The organism is Pseudomonas sp. JE3303 (assembly GCF_056312565.1).
Window position 1 is genome coordinate 65569 of record NZ_JBWGIF010000004.1, and the last position, 20201, is coordinate 85769.

Below are 20201 nucleotides of genomic sequence, written 5' to 3' on the forward strand. Positions count from 1 at the left end.
CTGGCTTGCCAGCGAAGAGGCCAGTCCAGCCAGTACACCAATTGGCTAGGTGTTGGCCTACCGATTCGCTGGCAAGCCAGCTCCCACACAGTCCAGCGTTGTTCTTCAGACTCGCTCTACTACCCTCCACGGAACCCTGATCTACGCTAACAGTCGCATTCCCTGATAGTTCAGGCACAAGCAAGGAGCAGCCATGACCATGTGGCGTCCGTTGAAGGTGGTCTGCCTGGGGCTGCTGTTCGTGCTCTCGGGCTGTGGGGAAGACAAGCCGGCACCCGCCGACCTGCCAAGGGTCGGCGTCATGCAGGTGCAATCCAGCGAGTTCGCCGCGCCCGTCACCCTGACCGGCGACGTACAGGCGCGGGTGCAAGCCGACCTGTCATTCCGCGTGGGCGGCAAGATCATCTCCCGCTCGGTGGACGTGGGCGATCACGTCAAGGCCAACCAGGTGCTGGCGCGACTGGATCCCAAGGACCTGCAGAACAATGTCGACTCGGCCAAGGCCGAAGTCTTCGCCGCACAGGCGCGGGTTACCCAGACCAGCGCCGCCTTCGTTCGCCAGCAGAAACTCTTGCCCAAGGGCTACACCAGCCAGAGCGAATACGATTCCGCCCAGGCCGCCCTGCGCGGTAGCCAGAGCGCGCTCAAGGCCGCCCAGGCGCAACTGGCCAATGCCAGGGAGCAGTTGGGCTATACGGCGCTGGTTTCCGTCGCCGACGGCGTGATCACCGCGCGCCAGGCCGAAGTCGGGCAGGTGGTGCAAGCGACCATGCCGATATTCAGCTTCGCCCGTGATGGCGACCGCGACGCGGTGTTCAACGTCTACGAATCCCTTCTGGTCGCCCCGCCGAGCGACAACGTCGTGATGGTCAGCCTGCTCGACAACCCCAAGGTCCAGGCCGAAGGCCATATCCGCGAGATCACCCCAACCGTATCAGCCGAAAGCGGCACGGTGCAGGTCAAGGTCGCCCTGCGCAACGTGCCAGCTGGCATGGAACTGGGCTCACCGGTAACGGCCACGGCCAGCGGCCAGGGCAAGCCAAGTATCGAGCTGCCCTGGTCGGCCCTGACCAAGGCGCTGCACGATCCTGCTGTCTGGGTGGTGGGCGAGGGCGACAAGGTCGAACTGCGCCCGGTGCAGGTGTCACGCTACCTCACCGGCAAGGTGATGATCAGCGATGGCCTCAAGGGCGGCGAACAGGTAGTGCTCAGCGGCGGCCAGTTGCTGCACCCTGGCATGCAGGTGGAACGTGTCGCGCCGCAAGCCGGTGGAGGTCCGCCATGAAGCGCCTGGCGTTGATGCTGTCCGCCCTGGCGCTGTTGTCCGGGTGCGGCAAGGATGAGGAAAAGCCCGACCCGGTGCGGCCGGTACTCTCGACCCTGGTGGAGCCCCGGGGCCAGGCGCAACTCGGGCGCTTTGCCGGAAGTATCCAGGCTCGCTACGAGAGCACCCTGGGTTTTCGCGTGTCGGGCCGCATTGCCCGCCGTTGGGTGGACGTCGGCGCCCAGGTCAAGCCGGGCGATACCCTCGCCAGCCTCGACCCCACGGATCAGCAAAACCAGCTGCGGGCCGCCGAAGGCGACCTGGCGCGGGTCCAGGCGCAGTGGATCAACGCCCAGGCCGATGCCCGCCGCCAGCAGCAATTGTATGACCGCGGTGTCGGCGCCCAGGCCCAGCTGGACATCGCCCAGACCGACCTGAAAACCACCAGTGCCTCACTGGAGCAGGCGCGCTCGGCCGTGAGCCAGGCGCGCGATCAGCTCGGCTACAGTGAGCTGCGCACCGATCACCAGGCTGTGGTGACGGCCTGGCATGCCGAGGCGGGGCAGACCGTCAGTGTCGGCCAGGAAGTCGTGACCCTAGCGAGGCCGGACATCAAGGAAGCGGTCATCGACCTGCCGACTTATCTGGCCGAGCAGCTCACCACCGACCTGAAATTCACCGTGGCCTCGCAGCTGGAACCCGGCATCAACACCACTGCCAGCTTGCGCGAGCTCGAACCCCAGGCCGATGCCGCGACCCGCACCCGGCGCGCGCGCCTGACGCTGGACAACACGCCCAACGCCTTTTACCTCGGCACGGCCATCAGCGTGACGCTGACGTCGGCGGTCTCGCCACGCATCGAACTGCCACGCACTGCGTTGCTGGAGCGCGATGGCAAGACCCAGGTATGGGTAGTGGACCCGCAGCAGAGCACCGTATCGAGCCGTGATGTCACCCTGCTCGACCGCACGGCCGACGCCATCATCCTGGCCTCCGGCGTGCAGCCGGGCGAGCGCGTGGTCACGGCCGGGGTCAACAGCCTGACGCCTGGGCAGAAGGTCATCGTCAGCGAGGAAGACCCGCGATGAAAGGAAGCTTCAACCTCTCGGAATGGGCGCTCAAGCACCAATCCTTTGTCTGGTACCTGATGTTCGTCGGCTTGCTGATGGGCGTGTTCTCCTACATGAACCTGGGCCGCGAGGAAGATCCGTCGTTCACCATCAAGACCATGGTCATCCAGACCCGCTGGCCCGGCGCGACCCAGGACGAGACGCTCTATCAGGTCACCGACCGCATCGAGAAGAAGCTCGAAGAGCTGGACTCGCTCGACTATGTGAAAAGCTACACCCGTCCTGGCGAATCCACGGTCTATGTCTATCTGCGCGATACCACCAGCGCGGGCGACATCCCGCAGATCTGGTACCAGGTGCGCAAGAAGATCCAGGACATCCGCGGCGAGTTCCCCCAGGGCATCCAGGGGCCGGGCTTCAACGACGAGTTTGGCGACGTGTTCGGCTCCATCTACGCCTTTACCGCAGACGGCTTGTCCATGCGCCAGCTTCGGGACTACGTGGAACAGGTCAGGGCAGAGGTACGCGAGGTGCCCAACCTCGGCAAGGTCGAGATGGTCGGCACCCAGGACGAGGTGCTCTACCTCAAGTTCTCGACCCGCAAACTCGCTGCGCTGGGTATCGACCAGCGGCAGGCCCTGCAAGCCCTGCAATCGCAGAACGCGGTTACTCCAGCCGGGGTGATCGAGGCCGGGCCCGAGCGGATTTCGGTACGGACCACCGGGCAGTTCGCGTCCGAGAAAGACCTTGAGGCGGTCAACCTGCGCATCAACGACCGCTTCTTCCGCCTCGCCGACATCGCCACCATCGAGCGAGGCTACGAAGACCCGCCCGCGCCGATGTTCCGCTACAACGGCCAGACCGCCATCGGCCTTGCCATTGGCATGAAGGATGGCGGAAACATCCAGGTCTTCGGCGAGCAGCTCAAGCAGAAGATGCAAGACATCACCGCCGAGCTGCCGGTTGGCGTCGGCGTGCACACCGTGTCAGACCAGTCGGTGGTGGTGGAGGAAGCGGTCGGTGGCTTTACCAGTGCGCTGTTCGAGGCGGTGATCATCGTGCTGGTGGTCAGTTTCATCAGCCTTGGGGTCCGCGCCGGGCTGGTGGTGGCCTGTTCGATCCCGCTGGTGCTCGCCATGGTGTTCGTGTTCATGGAGTACAGCGGCATCACCATGCAGCGGATCTCCCTCGGGGCACTGATCATCGCACTGGGGCTGCTGGTGGACGACGCGATGATCACGGTCGAGATGATGGTCACGCGCCTCGAGATGGGCGACAGCAAGGAGGACGCGGCAACCTTTGCCTACACCTCCACGGCCTTCCCCATGCTCACGGGCACCCTGGTGACCGTCGCAGGCTTCGTGCCGATCGGCCTGAACGCCAGTTCGGCGGGTGAGTACACTTTCACACTGTTCGCGGTCATTGCCGTGGCGCTGCTGGTGTCCTGGGTGGTGGCGGTATTCTTCGCGCCGGTACTGGGGGTGCATATCCTCAGCGCCAAGGTCAAAGCCCATGATGCCGAGCCAGGGCGTATCGGACGGGCCTTCGAGCACAGTCTCGAGTGGTCGATGCGCCACCGCTGGCTGACGATCATCGGCACCGTGCTGCTGTTCGCCCTGGCGCTGTTCAGCATGCGCTTCGTGCAGAACCAGTTTTTCCCGTCATCGGACCGGCCAGAAATCCTGGTCGACATCAACCTGCCGCAGAATGCCTCGATCGAAGAAACCCGCCGCGTGGTCGATCGCCTTGAAGCGACGTTCAAGGACGACCCGGACATTGCGCACTGGAGCACCTACATCGGCCAGGGTGCGATTCGTTTCTACCTGCCGCTGGACCAGCAGTTGCAGAACCCCTACTACGCGCAGCTGGTGATCGTCAGCAAAGGGCTGGAGTCGCGCGGCGAGCTGATGGGACGGCTGCAGAAGCGCCTGCGCGAGAACTTCGTCGGCATCGGCTCATTCGTCCAGTCGCTGGAAATGGGGCCACCGGTGGGCCGGCCGATCCAGTACCGGGTCAGCGGCAAGGACATCGACCAGGTGCGCAAGCACGCCATTGACCTGGCCACCCTGCTTGACGGCGACGAGCACATCGGCGAGATGATTTACGACTGGAACGAGCCGGGCAAGGTGCTGCGCGTCGAAATCGCCCAGGACAAGGCGCGCCAGCTCGGCTTGTCGTCCGAGGATGTTGCCGACGTGATGAACAGCATCGTCAGCGGCGCGCCGGTGACCCAGGTCAACGACAGCATCTACCTGGTCGACGTGATCGCCCGCGCCGACGACAGTGAGCGCGGCTCGCCGGAGACCTTGCAGAACCTGCAGATCGTGAGCCCGAGCGGAACCTCCATCCCGCTACTGGCCTTCGCTACCGTGCGCTACGAGCTCGAGCAGCCACTGGTATGGCGCCGCGACCGCAAGCCGACCATTACCATCAAGGCTGCCGTCAACGGAGAGATCCAGCCGACTGACCTGGTGGCGCAACTCAAGCCCAGGATCGAAGAGTTCGCGGGCAAGCTGCCGCCCGGCTACGAGGTCGCCACGGGCGGTACGGTCGAGGAGAGCGGCAAGGCCCAGGGCCCGATCGCCAAGGTACTGCCGTTGATGTTGTTCCTGATGGCGACGTTCCTGATGATCCAGCTGCACAGCGTGCAGAAGCTGTTCCTGGTGGCCAGCGTGGCGCCGCTTGGGTTGATCGGTGTCGTGGTAGCGCTGGTGCCGACCGGCACGCCCATGGGCTTTGTGGCGATTCTCGGGATTCTCGCGCTGATCGGCATCATCATCCGCAACTCGGTGATCCTGGTGACCCAGATCGACGCATTCGAGGCCCAGGGGTACACGCCCTGGGACGCCGTGCTCGAAGCCACCAACCACCGTCGCCGCCCGATCCTCCTGACCGCCGCCGCGGCCAGCCTTGGCATGATCCCCATCGCCCGCGAAGTCTTCTGGGGCCCGATGGCCTACGCCATGATCGGCGGCATCGTCAGCGCCACGCTGCTGACCCTGCTGTTCTTGCCGGCGCTGTATGTGGCCTGGTACAAGATCAAGGAGCCGCAGCGAGAGTAAGGGCTCCAGGGAGTCGATACCAGGACCGGTTCACGGGGCGGAGGTATCGAGGAACTTGCTCAGGAACTGCCGGGTACGTTCTTCCTTGGGATTGGCGAAGAGGGCCTTGGCATCACCTTGTTCGACAATGACCCCCTTGTCGAAGAAGATCACCCGGTTGGCCACATCGCGGGCAAAGCTCATCTCGTGGGTGACGATGATCATGGTGCGATTCTCCTGGGCCAGGCCCCGGATGGTTGCCAGCACCTCGCCCACCAGCTCAGGGTCGAGCGCGGAGGTGGGCTCGTCGAACAGGATCACCTGTGGCTCCATGGCCAGCGCTCGGGCGATGGCCACACGTTGCTGTTGCCCACCCGAGAGCCGACGCGGATAGGCGTCTTCCTTGCCCGCCAGGCCAACCTTGGCCAGCAGCTTGCGGCCCAGGGCAAGTGCCTGGTCACGCGGGGTCTTCTTCACGATCACCGGCCCTTCGATGACATTCTCGAGGGCGGTGCGGTGGGGAAAGAGATTGAAGTTCTGGAACACGAAGCCCACTTGCTGGCGCAGGCGGCGGATCGCAGTTTGCTGGCTGGTCAGGGGCCGGTCGCCGTCGATGTTGATATCGCCCACGCGAATCTTGCCGCCGCTGGGGGTTTCCAGCAGGTTCAGGCAACGCAGGAAGGTGGTCTTGCCCGAGCCGCTGGGCCCGATGATGGCAATCACCTCGCCGGCCTCGACCCGCAGGTCGATGCCGTCCAGCACGGTCTGGCCGTTGAACTGCTTGCTCAGGCGCTCTACGACGATCATGGGCTATTGCTCCTGGTCATGCCGGTTGACCCGCGCTTCCAGGCGGTTCTGCAGGTGCGCGAGGATGCTCGCCAGAATCCAGTAGATCAGCGCGGCGGCCAGGTACATGGTGAATACTTCGAAGGTGCGTGCGGTGATCAGCTGGGCCTGGCGGAACAGCTCGGGCACCTGGATGGTGGCAGCCAGGGCAGTGTCCTTCACCAGTGATATGAAGCTGTTGCCCAATGGTGGCAAGGCGGTGCGCGCGGCTTGGGGCAGAATCGCGCGGCGCATCGCCTGGCCGCGGGTCATCCCGATGCTGGCGGCGGCTTCCCATTGGCCACGGTCGATCGAGCCGATGGCGGCCCGCAGGATCTCGCAGGTGTAGGCGGCCATGTTCAGCGAAAAGCCGATCAGCGCTGCGGGCAATGGGTCGAGCTCAAGGCCTACCTGCGGCAGGCCGTAGTAGATGACGAACAGCTGTACCAGCAATGGCGTGCCGCGGAAGAACGACACGTAGACCCTCGCCAGCCAGTTGACCGGCCAGAAGCGCGACAGGCGCATCAGCGCGAGGCCAAAGCCCATGAGCAGGCCAAAGAACATCCCGCCGACGCTCAGAACCACCGTGAAGTACGCGCCCTTGAGCAGAAAGGGCGCGGAGTCGATGGCCAGTTGCAGGCTTTCTGCGATCATTTAGTCACGTCGGCGCCGAAGTACTTCTGGGACAGCTTGGCCAGAGTGCCGTCGGCCCGCAGCGCGTCCAGTGCCTTGTTGAGGGCTTCAAGCAGTTCAGGCTCGCCCTTGCGCAACGCGATGCCTGACTCCAGTCGAGAAAACGCCTCGCCCGTCAGCGCGGTGTCCTGGGCCTTCTTCGCGTATTCCAGCGCCGCCAGGCGGTCGATCAGGATCGCGTCGATGCGGCCTACACGCAGGTCCTGGAACTTGGCCGGGTCGTCGTTGTAGGTGCGTACATCGGCCTCGGGGACCTCCTGCCTGACCCATTGCTCGTAGTTGGTACCCAGGCCGACGCCGACTTTCTTGCCGGCAAGGTCAGCGGCCCCGTTGATCTTCAACGACTCAAGCTTCTTTTTCAGCACCAGGGCCTGGATGCCCGACACGGTGTAGGGCTGTGAAAAATCGTACTTGGCCTTGCGCTCCTCGGAGATGGTCACCTGGTTGACGACCACGTCCAGGCGCTTGGACTGCAGTGCGGCGAGGATGCCGTCCCACGGTGTCGGCTGCAGCTTGACCTTCACACCCAGCTGCTTGGCCAGCGCCTCGGAAAGCTCCACCTCGAAGCCCGCCAGCTTGCCACCTTCATCCACGAAGCTGAACGGCGGATAGGTGCCTTCGAGGCCGACGTTGATGACGCCTTTTTCCTGGATGGTCTTCAGCTGTTCGCCGGCGAACGACTGGCCGAGCAGCCCGCAGCCCAGCAGCAAGGCCAGGCTGGCATTGAGAAGAGGTTTGGCGAAAATCGTCATGGCAGGCCCCACGCTTGAATTGGAGGTTGGCGTTCAATTCCTTAGGGTAGGCGAGAAATCGCTGCCTGACTTCTTCATTGCTTATGCCTTGCTTAGTGCGCGATGGAATAAACCGTTGTTATTTTGCGGTGTCGTATTGCCGTAGAGTTGGCCCAGGAATCTTCCAACAACTCGCCCAGGCAGGAGATAACCAACGTGAGCGAACATCCAGCATCCGGGCATTGGCAGTTGCAGAGCATCGTCAATGGCCTGCGCGGCGCCCGTGAGCAATGGCGTACCCGCAATGGCCGCAGCAGCGGCGAGCAAGGTGGCCGCGAGCTGCCATCACGCGAGGCCATGCGCCAGATACTCGAGCAGCTGTGCGGGGCGTTGTTTCCCATGCGGCTCGGCCCCGTCGACCTGCGCGAAGAAAGCGAGGACTACTACGTCGGCCATACCTTGGACGCCGCCCTGACCGCCTTGCTGGCGCAGGCGCGCCTGGAACTGCGCTACGCCGCCCGCCAGGGCAGGAACGACGAGGTGGATGCCGATACCCGCGCCCTTCGCGTGATCCAGGGTTTTGCCGCCGCCTTGCCAGGCCTGCGCAGCCTGCTGGACACCGATGTCCTGGCGGCCTATCACGGCGATCCGGCAGCCCGCAGCGTCGATGAGGTGCTGTTGTGCTATCCGGGCATCCTGGCCGTGATCCATCACCGCCTTGCCCACCACCTGTACAAAGCCGGCCTGCCGTTGCTGGCGCGGATCAGCTCGGAACTGGCCCACTCGGCCACGGGTATCGATATCCACCCTGGTGCACAGATCGGCCCGAGCTTCTTCATCGACCATGGCACCGGCGTGGTGATCGGCGAGACGGCGATCATTGGCGAGCGGGTGCGCATCTATCAGGCCGTGACCCTCGGGGCCAAGCGCTTCCCGGCCGATGAGTCAGGGCAACTGCAGAAGGGACATCCGCGCCATCCGATTGTCGAAGATGACGTCGTCATTTACGCCGGCGCGACCATCCTGGGGCGCATCACCATCGGCAAGGGCTCGACTATCGGTGGCAACGTCTGGCTGACCCGCAGTGTCCTCCCTGGAAGCAATCTTACCCAGGCGAACCTGCAGCACGACGACGGCACGCAGAAGTAATCCGGGCCCTCCAGGTGGCCGTAATTGTTGGGCCGCCGGGCCGCTCGGTTCGCATTGCACCCTCCATTCATGTTTAACTTGAACGCTTGTTCAAGTTAAACGGTGGTTCGCTGCCGGCGTTCAACAGGAGGAAACCCTTTGCTGAACCCGTTCAATCCCAACCCTTCGTCCCCGTGCGAGGTGTACCCGAAATGAGTGCACCGGACGCTGTCGTCGACGGCAAGATTCGCATGAACCCGCCCGTGTTCTATTTCGCGGCAAGCTTCATCCTCATATTCGGCATCATCGTCATCAGCAACCCCCAGGCGGCAGGTGACTGGCTGCTCGCCGCGCAGAACTGGGCGGCAAACACGGTCGGCTGGTACTACATGCTGGCCATGACGCTGTATCTGGTCTTCGTGGTGGTCACCGCCTTGTCTGGCTACGGCAAGATCAAGCTCGGTGCCGACCACGACGAACCCGAGTTCAGCTACCTGTCCTGGGCCGGCATGCTGTTTGCCGCCGGCATCAGCATCACGCTGTTCTTCTTCTGCGTCTCCGAACCGCTGACCCACATGCTGCAGCCGCCTATCGGCGAGGCGGGCACGGAGGAGGCCGGGCGCCAGGCCATGCAGTTGCTGTTCCTGCACTGGGGCCTGCATGGCTGGGGCGTGTTCGCCTTTGTCGGCATGGCGCTGGCCTACTTCGCCTATCGCCACAATCTTCCCCTGGCCCTGCGATCCGCGCTCTACCCGCTGATCGGCAAGCGCATCAATGGCCCGATCGGCTACGCGGTGGACGGCTTCGGGATCATTGCCACGGTGTTCGGCCTGGGCGCCGACATGGGCTTTGGCGTGCTGCACCTGAACGCGGGCCTGGACTACCTGTTCGGCATCTCGCACTCCCAATGGGTGCAGCTGGCGCTGATCGTCCTGATGATGGGCGCGGCAGTGGCCGTGGCGGTCGCGGGGGTCGAGAAGGGCGTGCGGGTGATGTCCGACATCAACCTGTTCCTGGCCTGTGCGCTGCTGCTGTTCGTACTGTTCGCAGGCCCTACCCAGCACCTGCTCAACACGCTTATCCAGAACATCGGCGACTACCTCGGCGCTTTGCCGAGCAAGAGCTTCGACGTCTACGCCTACAACGACGCCAAGGGCTGGCTGGGCGGCTGGACGGTATTCTACTGGGCCTGGTGGATTGCCTGGGCGCCGTTCGTGGGGCTGTTCATCGCGCGGATCTCCCGCGGGCGGACCATTCGCGAATTCGTCTTCGGCGTCCTGCTTATCCCGCTGGGCTTCACCCTGGCGTGGATGTCGATCTTCGGCAACAGCGCCCTTACCCAGGTGCTCGACCATGGCATGACCGCCCTCGGTCAGTCGGCACTGGAAAACCCGTCGATGACGCTCTACCTGCTGCTCGAGACCTACCCCTGGAGCAAAGCGGTGATTGCCATCACGGTGTTCATCAGCTTCGTGTTCTTCGTCACCTCGGCCGACTCCGGTACCGTCGTGCTCGCGACCTTGTCGGCCCGTGGCGGCAATGCCGATGAGGATGGTCCCAACTGGCTGCGGATCTTCTGGGGGGCCATGACCGCGCTGATCACCAGCAGCCTGCTGTTCGCTGGCAGTATCGATTCGCTCAAGTCAGCGGTGGTACTGACGTCGTTGCCGTTCTCGGTGATCCTGCTGGCCATGATGTGGGGGCTGCACAAGGCGTTCTATCTCGAATCGCAACGCCAGATTGCACAGATGCATTCCCTGGCGCCATTCGCCAACCCGCGGCGTGGCCGCGGCGGCTGGCGCCAGCGCTTGAGCCAGGCGGTGCATTTCCCCTCCCGCGACGAGGTGTACCGGTTCATGGACACCGTGGTGCGTCCGGCGATCACCGAGGTGACGGAGGTGTTCGAGCAGAAGGGCCTGACGATCATCACCCAGGAGGACCCGAGCCATGACAACGTCAGCCTCAAGGTTGGCCATGGCGAGGAGCAGCCGTTCATCTACCAGGTGCAGATGCGTGGATACTTCACCCCGTCGTTCGCGCTGGGTGGGCTGGGCAGCCAGGATCATCTCAGGAACCGCCGCTACTACCGCGCAGAGGTGCACCTGAGCGAAGGCAGCCAGGACTATGACCTGGTCGGCTACAGCAAGGAGCAGATCATCAACGACATCCTCGACCAGTACGAGCGGCATATGCAGTTCCTGCACATGGTGAGGTAGTTCGCACAAGGCCGCCCCGGGCAGGGGCGGCCTTGTCTGTCAGAACGGCGCATCCCCCAGCACCGTGGCACGGTGCATCACCCGGCGCTGCGGTCGGTAGTCATCAACCGCGTAATGCTGGGTCACGCGGTTATCCCAGAACGCCACGTCATTCTCCTGCCAGCGCCAGCGGATGCTGAACTCCGGCCGGGTGGCATGGGCGAACAGCAGCCTGAGCAGCGCATCGCTTTCAAGCTCGCTCAGTTCATTGATCCGCGTGGTGAACCCTTCATTGACGAACAACGCCTTGCGTCCGCTGACCGGATGCGTGCGCACCACGGGGTGCGAGAGCGGCGGGTTATTGCGGCGGGTGGCCTCCCAGCGCGCCAGGTCCTCGGGGGTGCTGCCGAATCGCTCAAGCGGAAACGACTTGGTGAAATCGTGCGTCGCGTTCAGGCCGTCCAGCAACCGCTGCAGGGGCACGGACAGCGCTTCGAACGCGGCAATGCCGCTGGCCCACAACGTGTCACCGCCATAGGCCGGCAACTGCTTGGCACTGAGCACCGCGCCCAGCGCCGGGGTTGGCAAGAAGGTGACGTCGGTGTGCCACACGGCGTTGTCGCGCACGTCGGTGACGGCGGTGTCGAGGATCAGTACCTGCGGCGTCTCCGGCACGTTGGGGTAGATCGGATGGATATGCAGGTCGCCGAAACGCGCGGCGAAATTCGCCTGTTGCGCCGGGGTGATCGGCTGGTCGCGGAAGAACAGCACCTGATGCTTGAGCAACGCCTGCTCGATGGCGTCGCGTACTGTTGCATCGAGCTCGCGGCTCAGGTCGACGCCGCTGATCTGGGCGCCGAGCGCCGGGCTGAGGGGGGTAACGGTCAGGCTCATGTCGCTCTCTTGTCAGGCGCCGAAGTGTCGGCGTGGCCATTCGGAATCAGTGGCTTTGCCCATGCCAGGGCACCAGCTTGCGTTGCAGGGCGCGCAGGCCCATCTCCAGCGAAAAGGCGATCAGTGCGATCAGCAGAATCCCCAGTACCACGACGTCTGTGACCAGGAACTGCGCAGCGGACTGCACCATGAAGCCCAGGCCACTGGTGGCTGCGATCAGCTCGGCCGCCACCAGGGTCGACCAGCCAACCCCGAGGCCGATACGGATGCCGGTCAGGATATCGGGAAGGGCGCTGGGCAGGATCACATGACGAATCAACTGCAAGCGTGTCGCACCGAGCGATCGAGCCGCGCGCAGCTTCGTCGGGTCGACGGTGCGCACGCCGGTCGCGGTGGCAATGGCGATCGGGGCGAAGATCGCCAGAAAGATCAGCAGCACCTTGGACAGCTCACCGATGCCGCACCAGATCACGATCAGCGGCAGATAGGCCAGCGGCGGAATCGGCCGGTAGAACTCGATCAGCGGATCGAGAATGCCGCGGGCGATACGGTTGTACCCGATCGCAATGCCCACCGGGATCGCCGTCAGCACCGCAGCGCCCAGCGCCAGGCCGATGCGGCCCAGGCTCGCGCCCAGGTGCTGCCAGACGCTGGCGTCCATGTAACCCTGGCTCAGCAGCGACGAGGCCCTGCTCAGGATGTCGCCGGGCGAGGGCAGGAACAGTGGCTCGATCCAGCCGGCGGCAGTCACCAGCCACCACACCAACAGCAGGCTTGCCAGGGTAAGGGTGCTGATCCAGCGCGTGCTCAGCGGGCGTCGTGGCGCACGGGCGGGCGGCTTGGCAGCCACGGGTTTGTCGACCACCGGAAGGTCCAGGCTGCTCATGCTGACTCCTGCCGCTGGGCGGCGCTTCGTTGGCTGAAGACCCGCGCCAGCACGTGTTCGCGGGTTTCGATGAAGCGGGGATCGGACTTGATTTCCCGCGCCGACTCGCCTGCGGCATAGCGCTGGCCGAAGTCCAGCTGCAGGCGCTCGACGATCTGCCCGGGATTGGGCGCCAGCAATATCAGCTCGCTGGCCAGGAAGACCGCTTCCTCGATGTCGTGGGTGATCAGGAACACAGGCTTGGCGGTACGCTGCCAGACCTGCAGCAGCAGCTCCTGCATCTGCTCGCGGGTAAACGCGTCGAGGGCCCCGAAAGGCTCATCCATCAACAGCACACGCGGGTCGGCTGCCAGCGCGCGGGCCAGGCCCACGCGTTGCTTCTGCCCGCCCGAGAGCTGCCAGATACGCCGCTCGCCGAAACCGGCCAGGTCCACCATTGAGAGCATTTCACGGGCCGTCTGCTCACGCCTGGCACGCGGCACGCCCGCCAGTTCCAGGCCGAAGCCGACATTGCCCAGCACATCCTGCCAGGGCAGCAGGGCGTCGTCCTGGAACACGACCCCGCGGTCGGCGCCAGGGCCTTGCACCGGAACGCCATCAAGGGTGATGCGACCGCTGCTGGGCGTGACGAAACCTGCGATCAAGTTGAGCAGCGACGTCTTGCCGCTGCCCGAGGGTCCCAAGGCCACCAGCAACTGGCGTGGCCCGAGGGTGAGGTTGATATCGGCCAGCACTGGTTCAGCGGCGCCGGGGTACTGTGCGCTGATGCGCTCCAGTTCAAGCAAGGCCATGACAGGCTCCGATCAGTTGGCGATGTAGTGGGCGCTGACGTACGGCGAGTAGTCCGGCAGCACGGCTTCGACCTTGCCTTGCTGCTTCAGGAAGGCGGCGGTATCTGTCAGGGCCTTGGTGGTTGGAGCGCCCAGCGCGCTGACCTGGTCGGCGGCCAGTGGGAACACGTTGCCTTCAAGCAGCACGGGGATATCGCTCGGCTTGGCGCCAGAGAGCTTGGCCAGCTTGCTGACGTTGTCCGGGTTTGCCAGCCAGGCTTGCGGATCCTTGCGGTACTCGGCGTAAGCGTCCAGGGTCACCTTGGCGAACGACTTGACGATCTCGGGGTTCTTGGCTGCGAAGTCCTTGCGCACGATCCACGCGTCGAAGGTCGGCGCGCCCTTGCTCGCCAGCTCGCCCGAGGTGATCAGCACCTTGCCGTTTTCCTTGGCCACGCCCAGGGCTGGGTCCCATACATAGGTGGCGTCGATGTCACCACGCTTCCAGGCGGCGATGATCGCCGGTGGTGCCAGGTTGAGGATCTGCACCTTGGAGGGATCGATATTCCACTGCTTGAGTGCGGCCAGGAGGCTGTAGTGCCCGGTGGAAACGAAGGGTACGGCGATCTTCTTGCCGATCAGATCCTGCGGCGTCTTGATGCTGTCGCGTGCTACCAGCGCCTCGCCAGCGCCGATCTGGGTGGCGATAAGAAAGGTTTCCACCGGCAGCTTGCGGGTAGCGGCGGCGGCCAACGGGCTGGAGCCGAGATAGCCGATCTGGACATCGCCCGAGGCTACCGCAGTGATCACGTCGGCGCCGTTGTCGAACTTGCGCCAATCGATGCTGGCGTTGCTGGCCTTTTCATAGGTGCCATCGGCCTGGGCCACTTTCGCGGGGTCAACGGTTGTCTGGTAGGCCACGGTAAGGTCGGCTGCCTGGGCGAACCAGCTGGCACTCGCCAGGGCAAGGGCAGTGAACAGGCGCAGTGGAGCATGCGGAATCATGAGAGAACCCTCGTCAGGCAATCGGGATGACTGTATGACGTGCAGGCTAAATGATCTAAGAATCCTCAAATAAATAACTTTTTAGCATTAGCTTAGGAGCTGTTTGCTTTGTCGGTAGCGACGAATGGCAGCCGCCTTCGAGGCTCGGTGTGCGGCAGGGAGGGAATCCCGGTGCTAGGCTCTGGCGCGGCGAGCTCAGTTGGTCGCGTTATGCTGGAAAGCGTTCCGACGGCAAACGTTTGCAAATAACCTAAAGGAATGAGAGGGGGTGCCGATACAACCTCCGGTATCAATCGTTCCATGGTTATTCCTGAATAATCTGAAAATTGTGTTAAACAATCATTCTGGATTTATAGGATTGTCATTATCCTGTCATCCCGGCCGCGTATTAGACCAAGGTCGTGAAATTAAAAGTAACGATTGACTGACTGGTCGCATCTTGGTGCTAAATCGCCATCGACGAATGAGCAGGGCACAAGACCCCGCCTTCCGCGACACACAAGAATTAGAACGTAGAGGAGCAAAACATGTACAAGTCCAGCCTGGCTCTGGCCGTGGCACTGGGGGTTCTGTCCCAACAGGCAGCCGCCGCAGGTTTTATCGAAGACAGCAAGCTGTCGGTAAGCTCGCGCACCATGTACTTCGACAACGATAACCGTGATGGCGGAAGCGACAACCGTGAGTCGGGTCAAGGCTTCAAGCTCGACTACCTGTCTGGCTTCACCCAGGGTACCGTCGGATTTGGTGTCGATGTCCAGGCCCTGTGGGGTATTCACCTGGATGGCGGACGTGGCCATCACCCGGACAACAGCTCGTTCTTCCCGAGTGACTCGGACGGCTCCGCTGTCCACGACTGGTCGCGTATCGGCGGTAATGCCAAGGCACGCTTCTCCAAGACCGAGGCGCACTTCGGTAGCGCTCTGGCTCCGGCCCTGCCGATCCTGGTCTCCAACGACGGTCGTCTGCTGCCACAGACCTTCGAAGGCGGCACCATCACCTCCAAGGAAATCGACGGCCTGACCATCAACGCCGGCCAGCTGACCCACGCGATGGGCCGTGCGTCGAGCAACGGTACTGGTCTGTCCGTGGCAGGTGCCACAGAGGACAGCAACAAGTTCCGCTACGGCGGTGCAGACTGGAAGGTCACCAAAGACCTGACCCTGCAGTACTACTACTCGAACCTCGAAGACTTCTACAAACAGCACTTCCTGGGTCTGGTACATGTCTACCCGATCTCCGAAGACCAGTCGTTCAAGACTGACCTGCGCTACTTCGACAGCAGCAGCGACGGCAAGAACGGCGACGCCGGCTACCGCTTCAACAACAACAGCGGTTATGCCAAGAACGCAGGCGAGGTCGACAACAAGACCTGGAGCGCCATGTTCACCTACACCCTGGGTGGCCATGCGCTGATGCTCGGTCACCAGCGGGTCAGCGACGACGGTGGTTTCGTCTGGTTGAACCAGGGCAACGTGGTCGACGGCAACGGCCGTCCTGAAGGTAACGCCGGCGCGAGCTTCTACCTGTTCACCGACAGCATGATCAACCAGTTCGCCAAGGCCGGTGCCAACACCACCTTCGGTCAGTACTCGTATGACTTCGCGCGCCTGGGTGTACCTGGTCTGAAAGCATCGGTTTCCTATCTGCGTGGCGACGACGTGCGCAACACCAACGGCAACGGCACGTACAACGAGTGGGAACGTGATGCACGTATCGACTACGTCATCCAGCAAGGTACGTTCAAAGGCCTGGGTACTTCCCTGCGCCACGGTGTGTACCGTGGCAGCGGCGGCAACTCCCTGGCGGACCAGGACCAGACCCGTCTGATCTTCAACTACACTTACAACTTCCTGTAAGCGTATTGAGAAAGAGAGCCTCGCTTGATGCGAGGCTTTTTTTTACCTGCGTTTCAATATGCGATGTGGTTATAGATAAATTGGTATTTATTCTTTTTATTTTTTTGCCGATGCAGGCACATTGAAGTCCATGAAGCACACAGCCAAGGAGCCAGCACCCCATGAGCATCAGACTCGGCGACATCGCCCCCGATTTCGAACAGGAATCCAGCGTCGGTAACATCCGCTTCCACGAATGGCTCGGCGACAGCTGGGGTGTGCTGTTCTCCCATCCAGCCGATTTCACGCCGGTGTGTACCACCGAACTGGGCTTTACCGCCAAGCTCAAGGACCAGTTCGCCGAGCGTGGGGTAAAGGCAATCGCACTGTCGGTCGACCCGGTCGATTCGCACCATCGCTGGATCGATGACATCAACGAAACCCAGAACACCGTGGTCAACTTCCCGATCATCGCCGATGCCGACCGCAAGGTCTCGGACCTGTACGATCTGATCCATCCCAATGCCAACGATACCCTGACCGTACGCTCCCTGTTCGTGATCGACCCGAACAAGAAGGTGCGTCTGACCATCACCTATCCGGCCAGTACCGGCCGGAATTTCAACGAGATTCTGCGGGTGATCGATTCACTGCAGCTGACCGACAACCACAAGGTGGCCACGCCGGCCAACTGGCAGGACGGAGACGAAGTGGTGATCGTGCCGTCGCTCAAGGACGAGGAAGAGATCAAGCAACGCTTCCCGCGCGGCTACCGCGCAGTCAGGCCATACCTGCGCCTCACACCTCAACCCAATCGCTGAATTCTTGTTGTATTGCTCTTAGCCATAGCAGGGATCTTCGGGCCGTTTCGACGGCCCTTTTTTATGGATGGAAAAAACGATGCGCCTTAGCATTTTGGTTATAAACAAATGAAAAAATATGATTTCTAGATATATGTCTGGACTGTTAATGTCACTCCATCGAACCCAAGGAAGAGCGTCATGCTGGTTGTTTCCCTCGGCGGTAGCCCAAGTACTCGTTCGCGCTCCGGCGTGTTGCTGGACCGTTCGAAGCAGTGGTTGCAGAGCCAAGGTGTGGAGGTGGTGAGCTTCCAGGTACGGGACTTCCCGGCCGAGGACTTGCTCCATGCCCGCTTCGACAGCCCCAGAGTGCAGCACTTCCTGCAGTTGGTCGAACAGGCCGATGGCCTGGTCGTCGCCACACCGGTGTACAAGGCTTCATTCGCCGGTGCCTTGAAGACCCTGCTCGACCTGTTGCCTGAGCGGGCCTTGGAACACAAGGTGGTACTGCCGATCGCAACCGGCGGCAGCATCGCCCACATGCTCGCGGTGGACTACGCGCTCAAGCCGGTGCTGTCGGCACTCAAGGCACAGGAAACGCTGCAGGGGATCTTTGCTGACGACAGCCAGATCGCCTACGGCGAGGGATCCAGACCCGCACAGCTTGCCGCGGGATTGGAGCAACGCCTGCAGGAATCGCTCGAACTGTTTCACATTGCCCTGGCTCGACGGCCCAAGCCCGTGGCCCCAGGGGTACTCAACGAACGCCTGCTCAGCGCCCGCTGGAGCATCTGAGCCGGCACCCACGCTCCACCGTTTTTCCACCTTACTCGCCCGCCAACGGGCAAGCAGGTGCAACCCGAACCCCATTCGCAGGAGAGCGCCATGCGCACAGTCTTCTTGCGTCGCGGTCTGGTCGCCCTGTTTGCGGCGGCTGTGTCCTTCGGCGCCATTACCCAAGCTCAGGCCGAGAGCCTGCGCATCGGTTATCAGAAATACGGCACCCTGGTGCTGCTCAAGGCCAAGGGCACGCTGGAAAAGCGTCTTGCCGACCAGGGCATCCAGGTCCAATGGACCGAATTTCCCGGCGGCCCCCAGCTGCTCGAAGGGCTCAACGTAGGCTCGATCGACTTCGGCGTGACCGGCGAAACCCCGCCTGTGTTCGCCCAGGCCGCCGGCGCCGACCTGCTGTATGTGGCCTACGAGCCACCTGCGCCGCACAGCGAAGCCATCCTGGTGCCCAAGGGCTCGACGATCCAGTCGGTCAAGGAGCTCAAGGGCAAGAAGGTCGTGCTGAACAAAGGCTCCAACGTCCACTACTTGCTGGTCCGCGCCCTTGAAGACGCCGGCCTGAAATACACCGATATCCAGCCCGTGTACCTGCCGCCGGCCGATGCCCGCGCCGCTTTCGAGCGTGGCAGCGTCGATGCCTGGGTTATCTGGGACCCTTACCAGGCCGCTGCCGAGAAGCAGCTGCAGGCCCGCACCCTGAGAGACGGCAAGGACCTGGTCGACAATCACCAGTTCTACCTGGCCACCCGCGACTACGCCACCCAGCATCCGGCGGTCGTCAACACCGTGATCGACGAAGTGCGTGCCATAGGCGAATGGTCCCAGGCCAACCCGCAGGAGGTGACCGATCAAGTCGGGCCGCTGTTGGGGCTGCCCGCCGACATCACCCTGACCTCCGTCAAGCGCCAGGGCTACGGCGCTGCGCCACTGACCCCGGCAGTGATCGCCTCGCAGCAGAAGATCGCCGATACCTTCCACACCCTGAAGCTCATCCCCAAGCCCTTGAGCATCAAGGATGTGATCTGGACACCCCCGGCCAAGGTCGCCATCGCGCCCTGACTGTTTCGCCTGCGCCGGGGCGCCGCCTCGGTCTGAGCCATCCTTGAGGAGACAACTCCAATGAGCCTGAATATTTTCTGGTTTCTTCCCACACACGGCGACGGCAAGTACCTGGGCACCTCCGAAGGTGCCCGCGCGGTGGATCACGGCTACCTGCAGCAGATCGCCCAGGCTGCCGACCGTCTCGGCTTCGGTGGCGTACTGATCCCTACCGGACGGTCATGCGAGGACTCCTGGCTGGTGGCAGCGTCGCTGATACCAGTGACCCAACGCCTGAAATTCCTGGTGGCCCTGCGCCCGGGGATCATTTCACCCACTGTCGCGGCTCGCCAGGCGGCGACGCTTGACCGCCTTTCCAACGGTCGCGCGCTGTTCAATCTGGTTACCGGTGGCGACCCTGAGGAGCTGTCCGGCGATGGTCTTTTCCTGAGCCACGAAGAGCGCTACCAGGCTTCGGTGGAATTCACCCGTATCTGGCGCCGCGTGCTGGAAGGGGAAACTGTCGACTATGACGGCCAGCACATTCAGGTCAAGGGCGCCAAGCTGCTTTACCCGCCCGTCCAGCAGCCACGGCCGCCGCTGTACTTCGGTGGCTCGTCGGAAGCGGCGCAGGACCTGGCCGCCGAGCAGGTCGAGCTGTACCTGACCTGGGGCGAGCCACCCGCGGCAGTGGCCGAAAAGATCGAGCAGGTACGTGCCAAGGCCGCCGCGCAGGGCCGTACCGTACGCTTCGGCATCCGCCTGCACGTGATCGTGCGTGAAACCAATGCCGAAGCCTGGCAGGCGGCCGACCGCCTGATTTCGCACCTCGACGATGACACCATCCAGCGCGCCCAGGCTTCGCTCGCGCGATTCGATTCGGTCGGCCAGCAACGCATGGCCGCCTTGCATGGCGGCAACCGCGACAACCTCGAGGTCAGTCCAAACCTGTGGGCAGGCGTTGGCCTGGTGCGCGGCGGGGCTGGCACGGCGCTGGTCGGCGATGGCCCGACGGTAGCGGCGCGGGTCAAGGAATACGCGGACCTGGGCATCGATACGTTCATTTTCTCGGGTTATCCACACCTCGAAGAGTCGTACCGCGTGGCCGAGCTGTTGTTCCCGCACCTGGAGATCAACCGTCCGGAGCAGCCACACGGCGCGAATTACGTCAGCCCGTTTGGCGAGATGGTGGCCAACGACATCTTGCCCAGAGCTGCGGCACAGAGCTGAGGAA

Annotated in this window: 17 protein-coding genes; 10 read left to right on the forward strand and 7 right to left on the reverse strand. The window is 63.1% G+C overall.

Annotated features, from left to right (window positions below; genetic code table 11):
* Positions 1 to 193 precede the first annotated feature (193 nt).
* Genes AC0ZZU_RS07325 through AC0ZZU_RS07335 form a run of 3 tightly spaced genes read left to right on the forward strand, consistent with a single transcriptional unit; the run spans position 194 to position 5396 of the window.
* Positions 194 to 1285 (forward strand): efflux RND transporter periplasmic adaptor subunit, encoded by a 1092-nt coding sequence (locus tag AC0ZZU_RS07325; RefSeq protein ID WP_476339850.1) that lies wholly within the window; start codon positions 194 to 196, stop codon positions 1283 to 1285.
* Complete coding sequence (locus AC0ZZU_RS07330; RefSeq protein ID WP_476339851.1) at positions 1282 to 2352, forward strand: efflux RND transporter periplasmic adaptor subunit; 1071 nt, start codon at positions 1282 to 1284, stop codon at positions 2350 to 2352. Before AC0ZZU_RS07325 ends, AC0ZZU_RS07330 begins: the two co-directional genes overlap by 4 nt.
* Positions 2349 to 5396, forward strand: coding sequence for an efflux RND transporter permease subunit (locus AC0ZZU_RS07335; RefSeq protein WP_476339852.1), 3048 nt, complete (start codon positions 2349 to 2351; stop codon positions 5394 to 5396). Before AC0ZZU_RS07330 ends, AC0ZZU_RS07335 begins: the two co-directional genes overlap by 4 nt.
* Positions 5397 to 5426: 30 nt before the next feature.
* On the opposite strand, the gene tcyN is transcribed toward AC0ZZU_RS07335, so the two are convergent.
* The 3 genes from tcyN to tcyJ are packed head-to-tail and all read right to left on the reverse strand — an operon-like array spanning position 5427 to position 7645.
* Positions 5427 to 6182, reverse strand: a complete 756-nt coding sequence (gene tcyN, locus AC0ZZU_RS07340) for an L-cystine ABC transporter ATP-binding protein TcyN (RefSeq protein ID WP_476339853.1) — start codon at positions 6180 to 6182, stop codon at positions 5427 to 5429.
* Positions 6183 to 6185: 3 nt separating this feature from the next.
* Positions 6186 to 6854: a cystine ABC transporter permease gene (gene tcyL / locus AC0ZZU_RS07345; RefSeq protein WP_476339854.1), complete on the reverse strand. Its 669-nt coding sequence runs from the start codon at positions 6852 to 6854 to the stop codon at positions 6186 to 6188.
* On the reverse strand, positions 6851 to 7645 hold the full coding sequence (tcyJ, locus tag AC0ZZU_RS07350; RefSeq protein ID WP_476339855.1) for a cystine ABC transporter substrate-binding protein: 795 nt from the start codon (positions 7643 to 7645) through the stop codon (positions 6851 to 6853). The genes tcyL and tcyJ overlap by 4 nt, the downstream gene beginning before the upstream one ends.
* 195 nt (positions 7646 to 7840) lie before the next feature.
* Between tcyJ and epsC the strand changes: the two genes are divergently transcribed.
* Positions 7841 to 8773, forward strand: coding sequence for a serine O-acetyltransferase EpsC (epsC, locus tag AC0ZZU_RS07355; RefSeq protein ID WP_476339856.1), 933 nt, complete (start codon positions 7841 to 7843; stop codon positions 8771 to 8773).
* Between the two features lie 230 nt (positions 8774 to 9003).
* Positions 9004 to 10968, forward strand: coding sequence for a choline transporter BetT (gene betT, locus AC0ZZU_RS07360; protein ID WP_191622556.1), 1965 nt, complete (start codon positions 9004 to 9006; stop codon positions 10966 to 10968).
* A gap of 39 nt (positions 10969 to 11007) precedes the next feature.
* On the opposite strand, the gene tauD is transcribed toward betT, so the two are convergent.
* Genes tauD through tauA form a run of 4 tightly spaced genes read right to left on the reverse strand, consistent with a single transcriptional unit; the run spans position 11008 to position 14502 of the window.
* On the reverse strand, positions 11008 to 11841 hold the full coding sequence (gene tauD / locus AC0ZZU_RS07365) for a taurine dioxygenase (RefSeq protein WP_476339857.1): 834 nt from the start codon (positions 11839 to 11841) through the stop codon (positions 11008 to 11010).
* Between the two features lie 46 nt (positions 11842 to 11887).
* On the reverse strand, positions 11888 to 12727 hold the full coding sequence (gene tauC, locus AC0ZZU_RS07370) for a taurine ABC transporter permease TauC (protein ID WP_476339858.1): 840 nt from the start codon (positions 12725 to 12727) through the stop codon (positions 11888 to 11890).
* A complete protein-coding gene (gene tauB / locus AC0ZZU_RS07375; protein WP_476339859.1) occupies positions 12724 to 13518 on the reverse strand; it encodes a taurine ABC transporter ATP-binding subunit in 795 nt (264 codons plus the stop codon). Before tauB ends, tauC begins: the two co-directional genes overlap by 4 nt.
* 12 nt (positions 13519 to 13530) lie before the next feature.
* On the reverse strand, positions 13531 to 14502 hold the full coding sequence (tauA, locus tag AC0ZZU_RS07380) for a taurine ABC transporter substrate-binding protein (RefSeq protein ID WP_476339860.1): 972 nt from the start codon (positions 14500 to 14502) through the stop codon (positions 13531 to 13533).
* A 527-nt stretch (positions 14503 to 15029) separates the two neighbouring features.
* Here tauA and AC0ZZU_RS07385 point away from each other — a divergent pair.
* From AC0ZZU_RS07385 to ssuD, 5 genes are all read left to right on the forward strand, one after another.
* On the forward strand, positions 15030 to 16358 hold the full coding sequence (locus AC0ZZU_RS07385; protein WP_476339861.1) for an OprD family porin: 1329 nt from the start codon (positions 15030 to 15032) through the stop codon (positions 16356 to 16358).
* Between the two features lie 161 nt (positions 16359 to 16519).
* Complete coding sequence (locus AC0ZZU_RS07390; RefSeq protein ID WP_476339862.1) at positions 16520 to 17158, forward strand: peroxiredoxin; 639 nt, start codon at positions 16520 to 16522, stop codon at positions 17156 to 17158.
* 180 nt (positions 17159 to 17338) lie between these two features.
* The gene (ssuE, locus tag AC0ZZU_RS07395; RefSeq protein WP_476339863.1) at positions 17339 to 17932 is read left to right on the forward strand and encodes an NADPH-dependent FMN reductase; all 594 of its coding nucleotides are present in this window, start codon (positions 17339 to 17341) and stop codon (positions 17930 to 17932) included.
* Positions 17933 to 18022: 90 nt separating this feature from the next.
* The gene (locus AC0ZZU_RS07400; RefSeq protein WP_476339864.1) at positions 18023 to 18988 is read left to right on the forward strand and encodes a sulfonate ABC transporter substrate-binding protein; all 966 of its coding nucleotides are present in this window, start codon (positions 18023 to 18025) and stop codon (positions 18986 to 18988) included.
* A gap of 60 nt (positions 18989 to 19048) precedes the next feature.
* The gene (ssuD, locus tag AC0ZZU_RS07405; protein ID WP_476339865.1) at positions 19049 to 20197 is read left to right on the forward strand and encodes an FMNH2-dependent alkanesulfonate monooxygenase; all 1149 of its coding nucleotides are present in this window, start codon (positions 19049 to 19051) and stop codon (positions 20195 to 20197) included.
* Positions 20198 to 20201 lie beyond the last annotated feature (4 nt).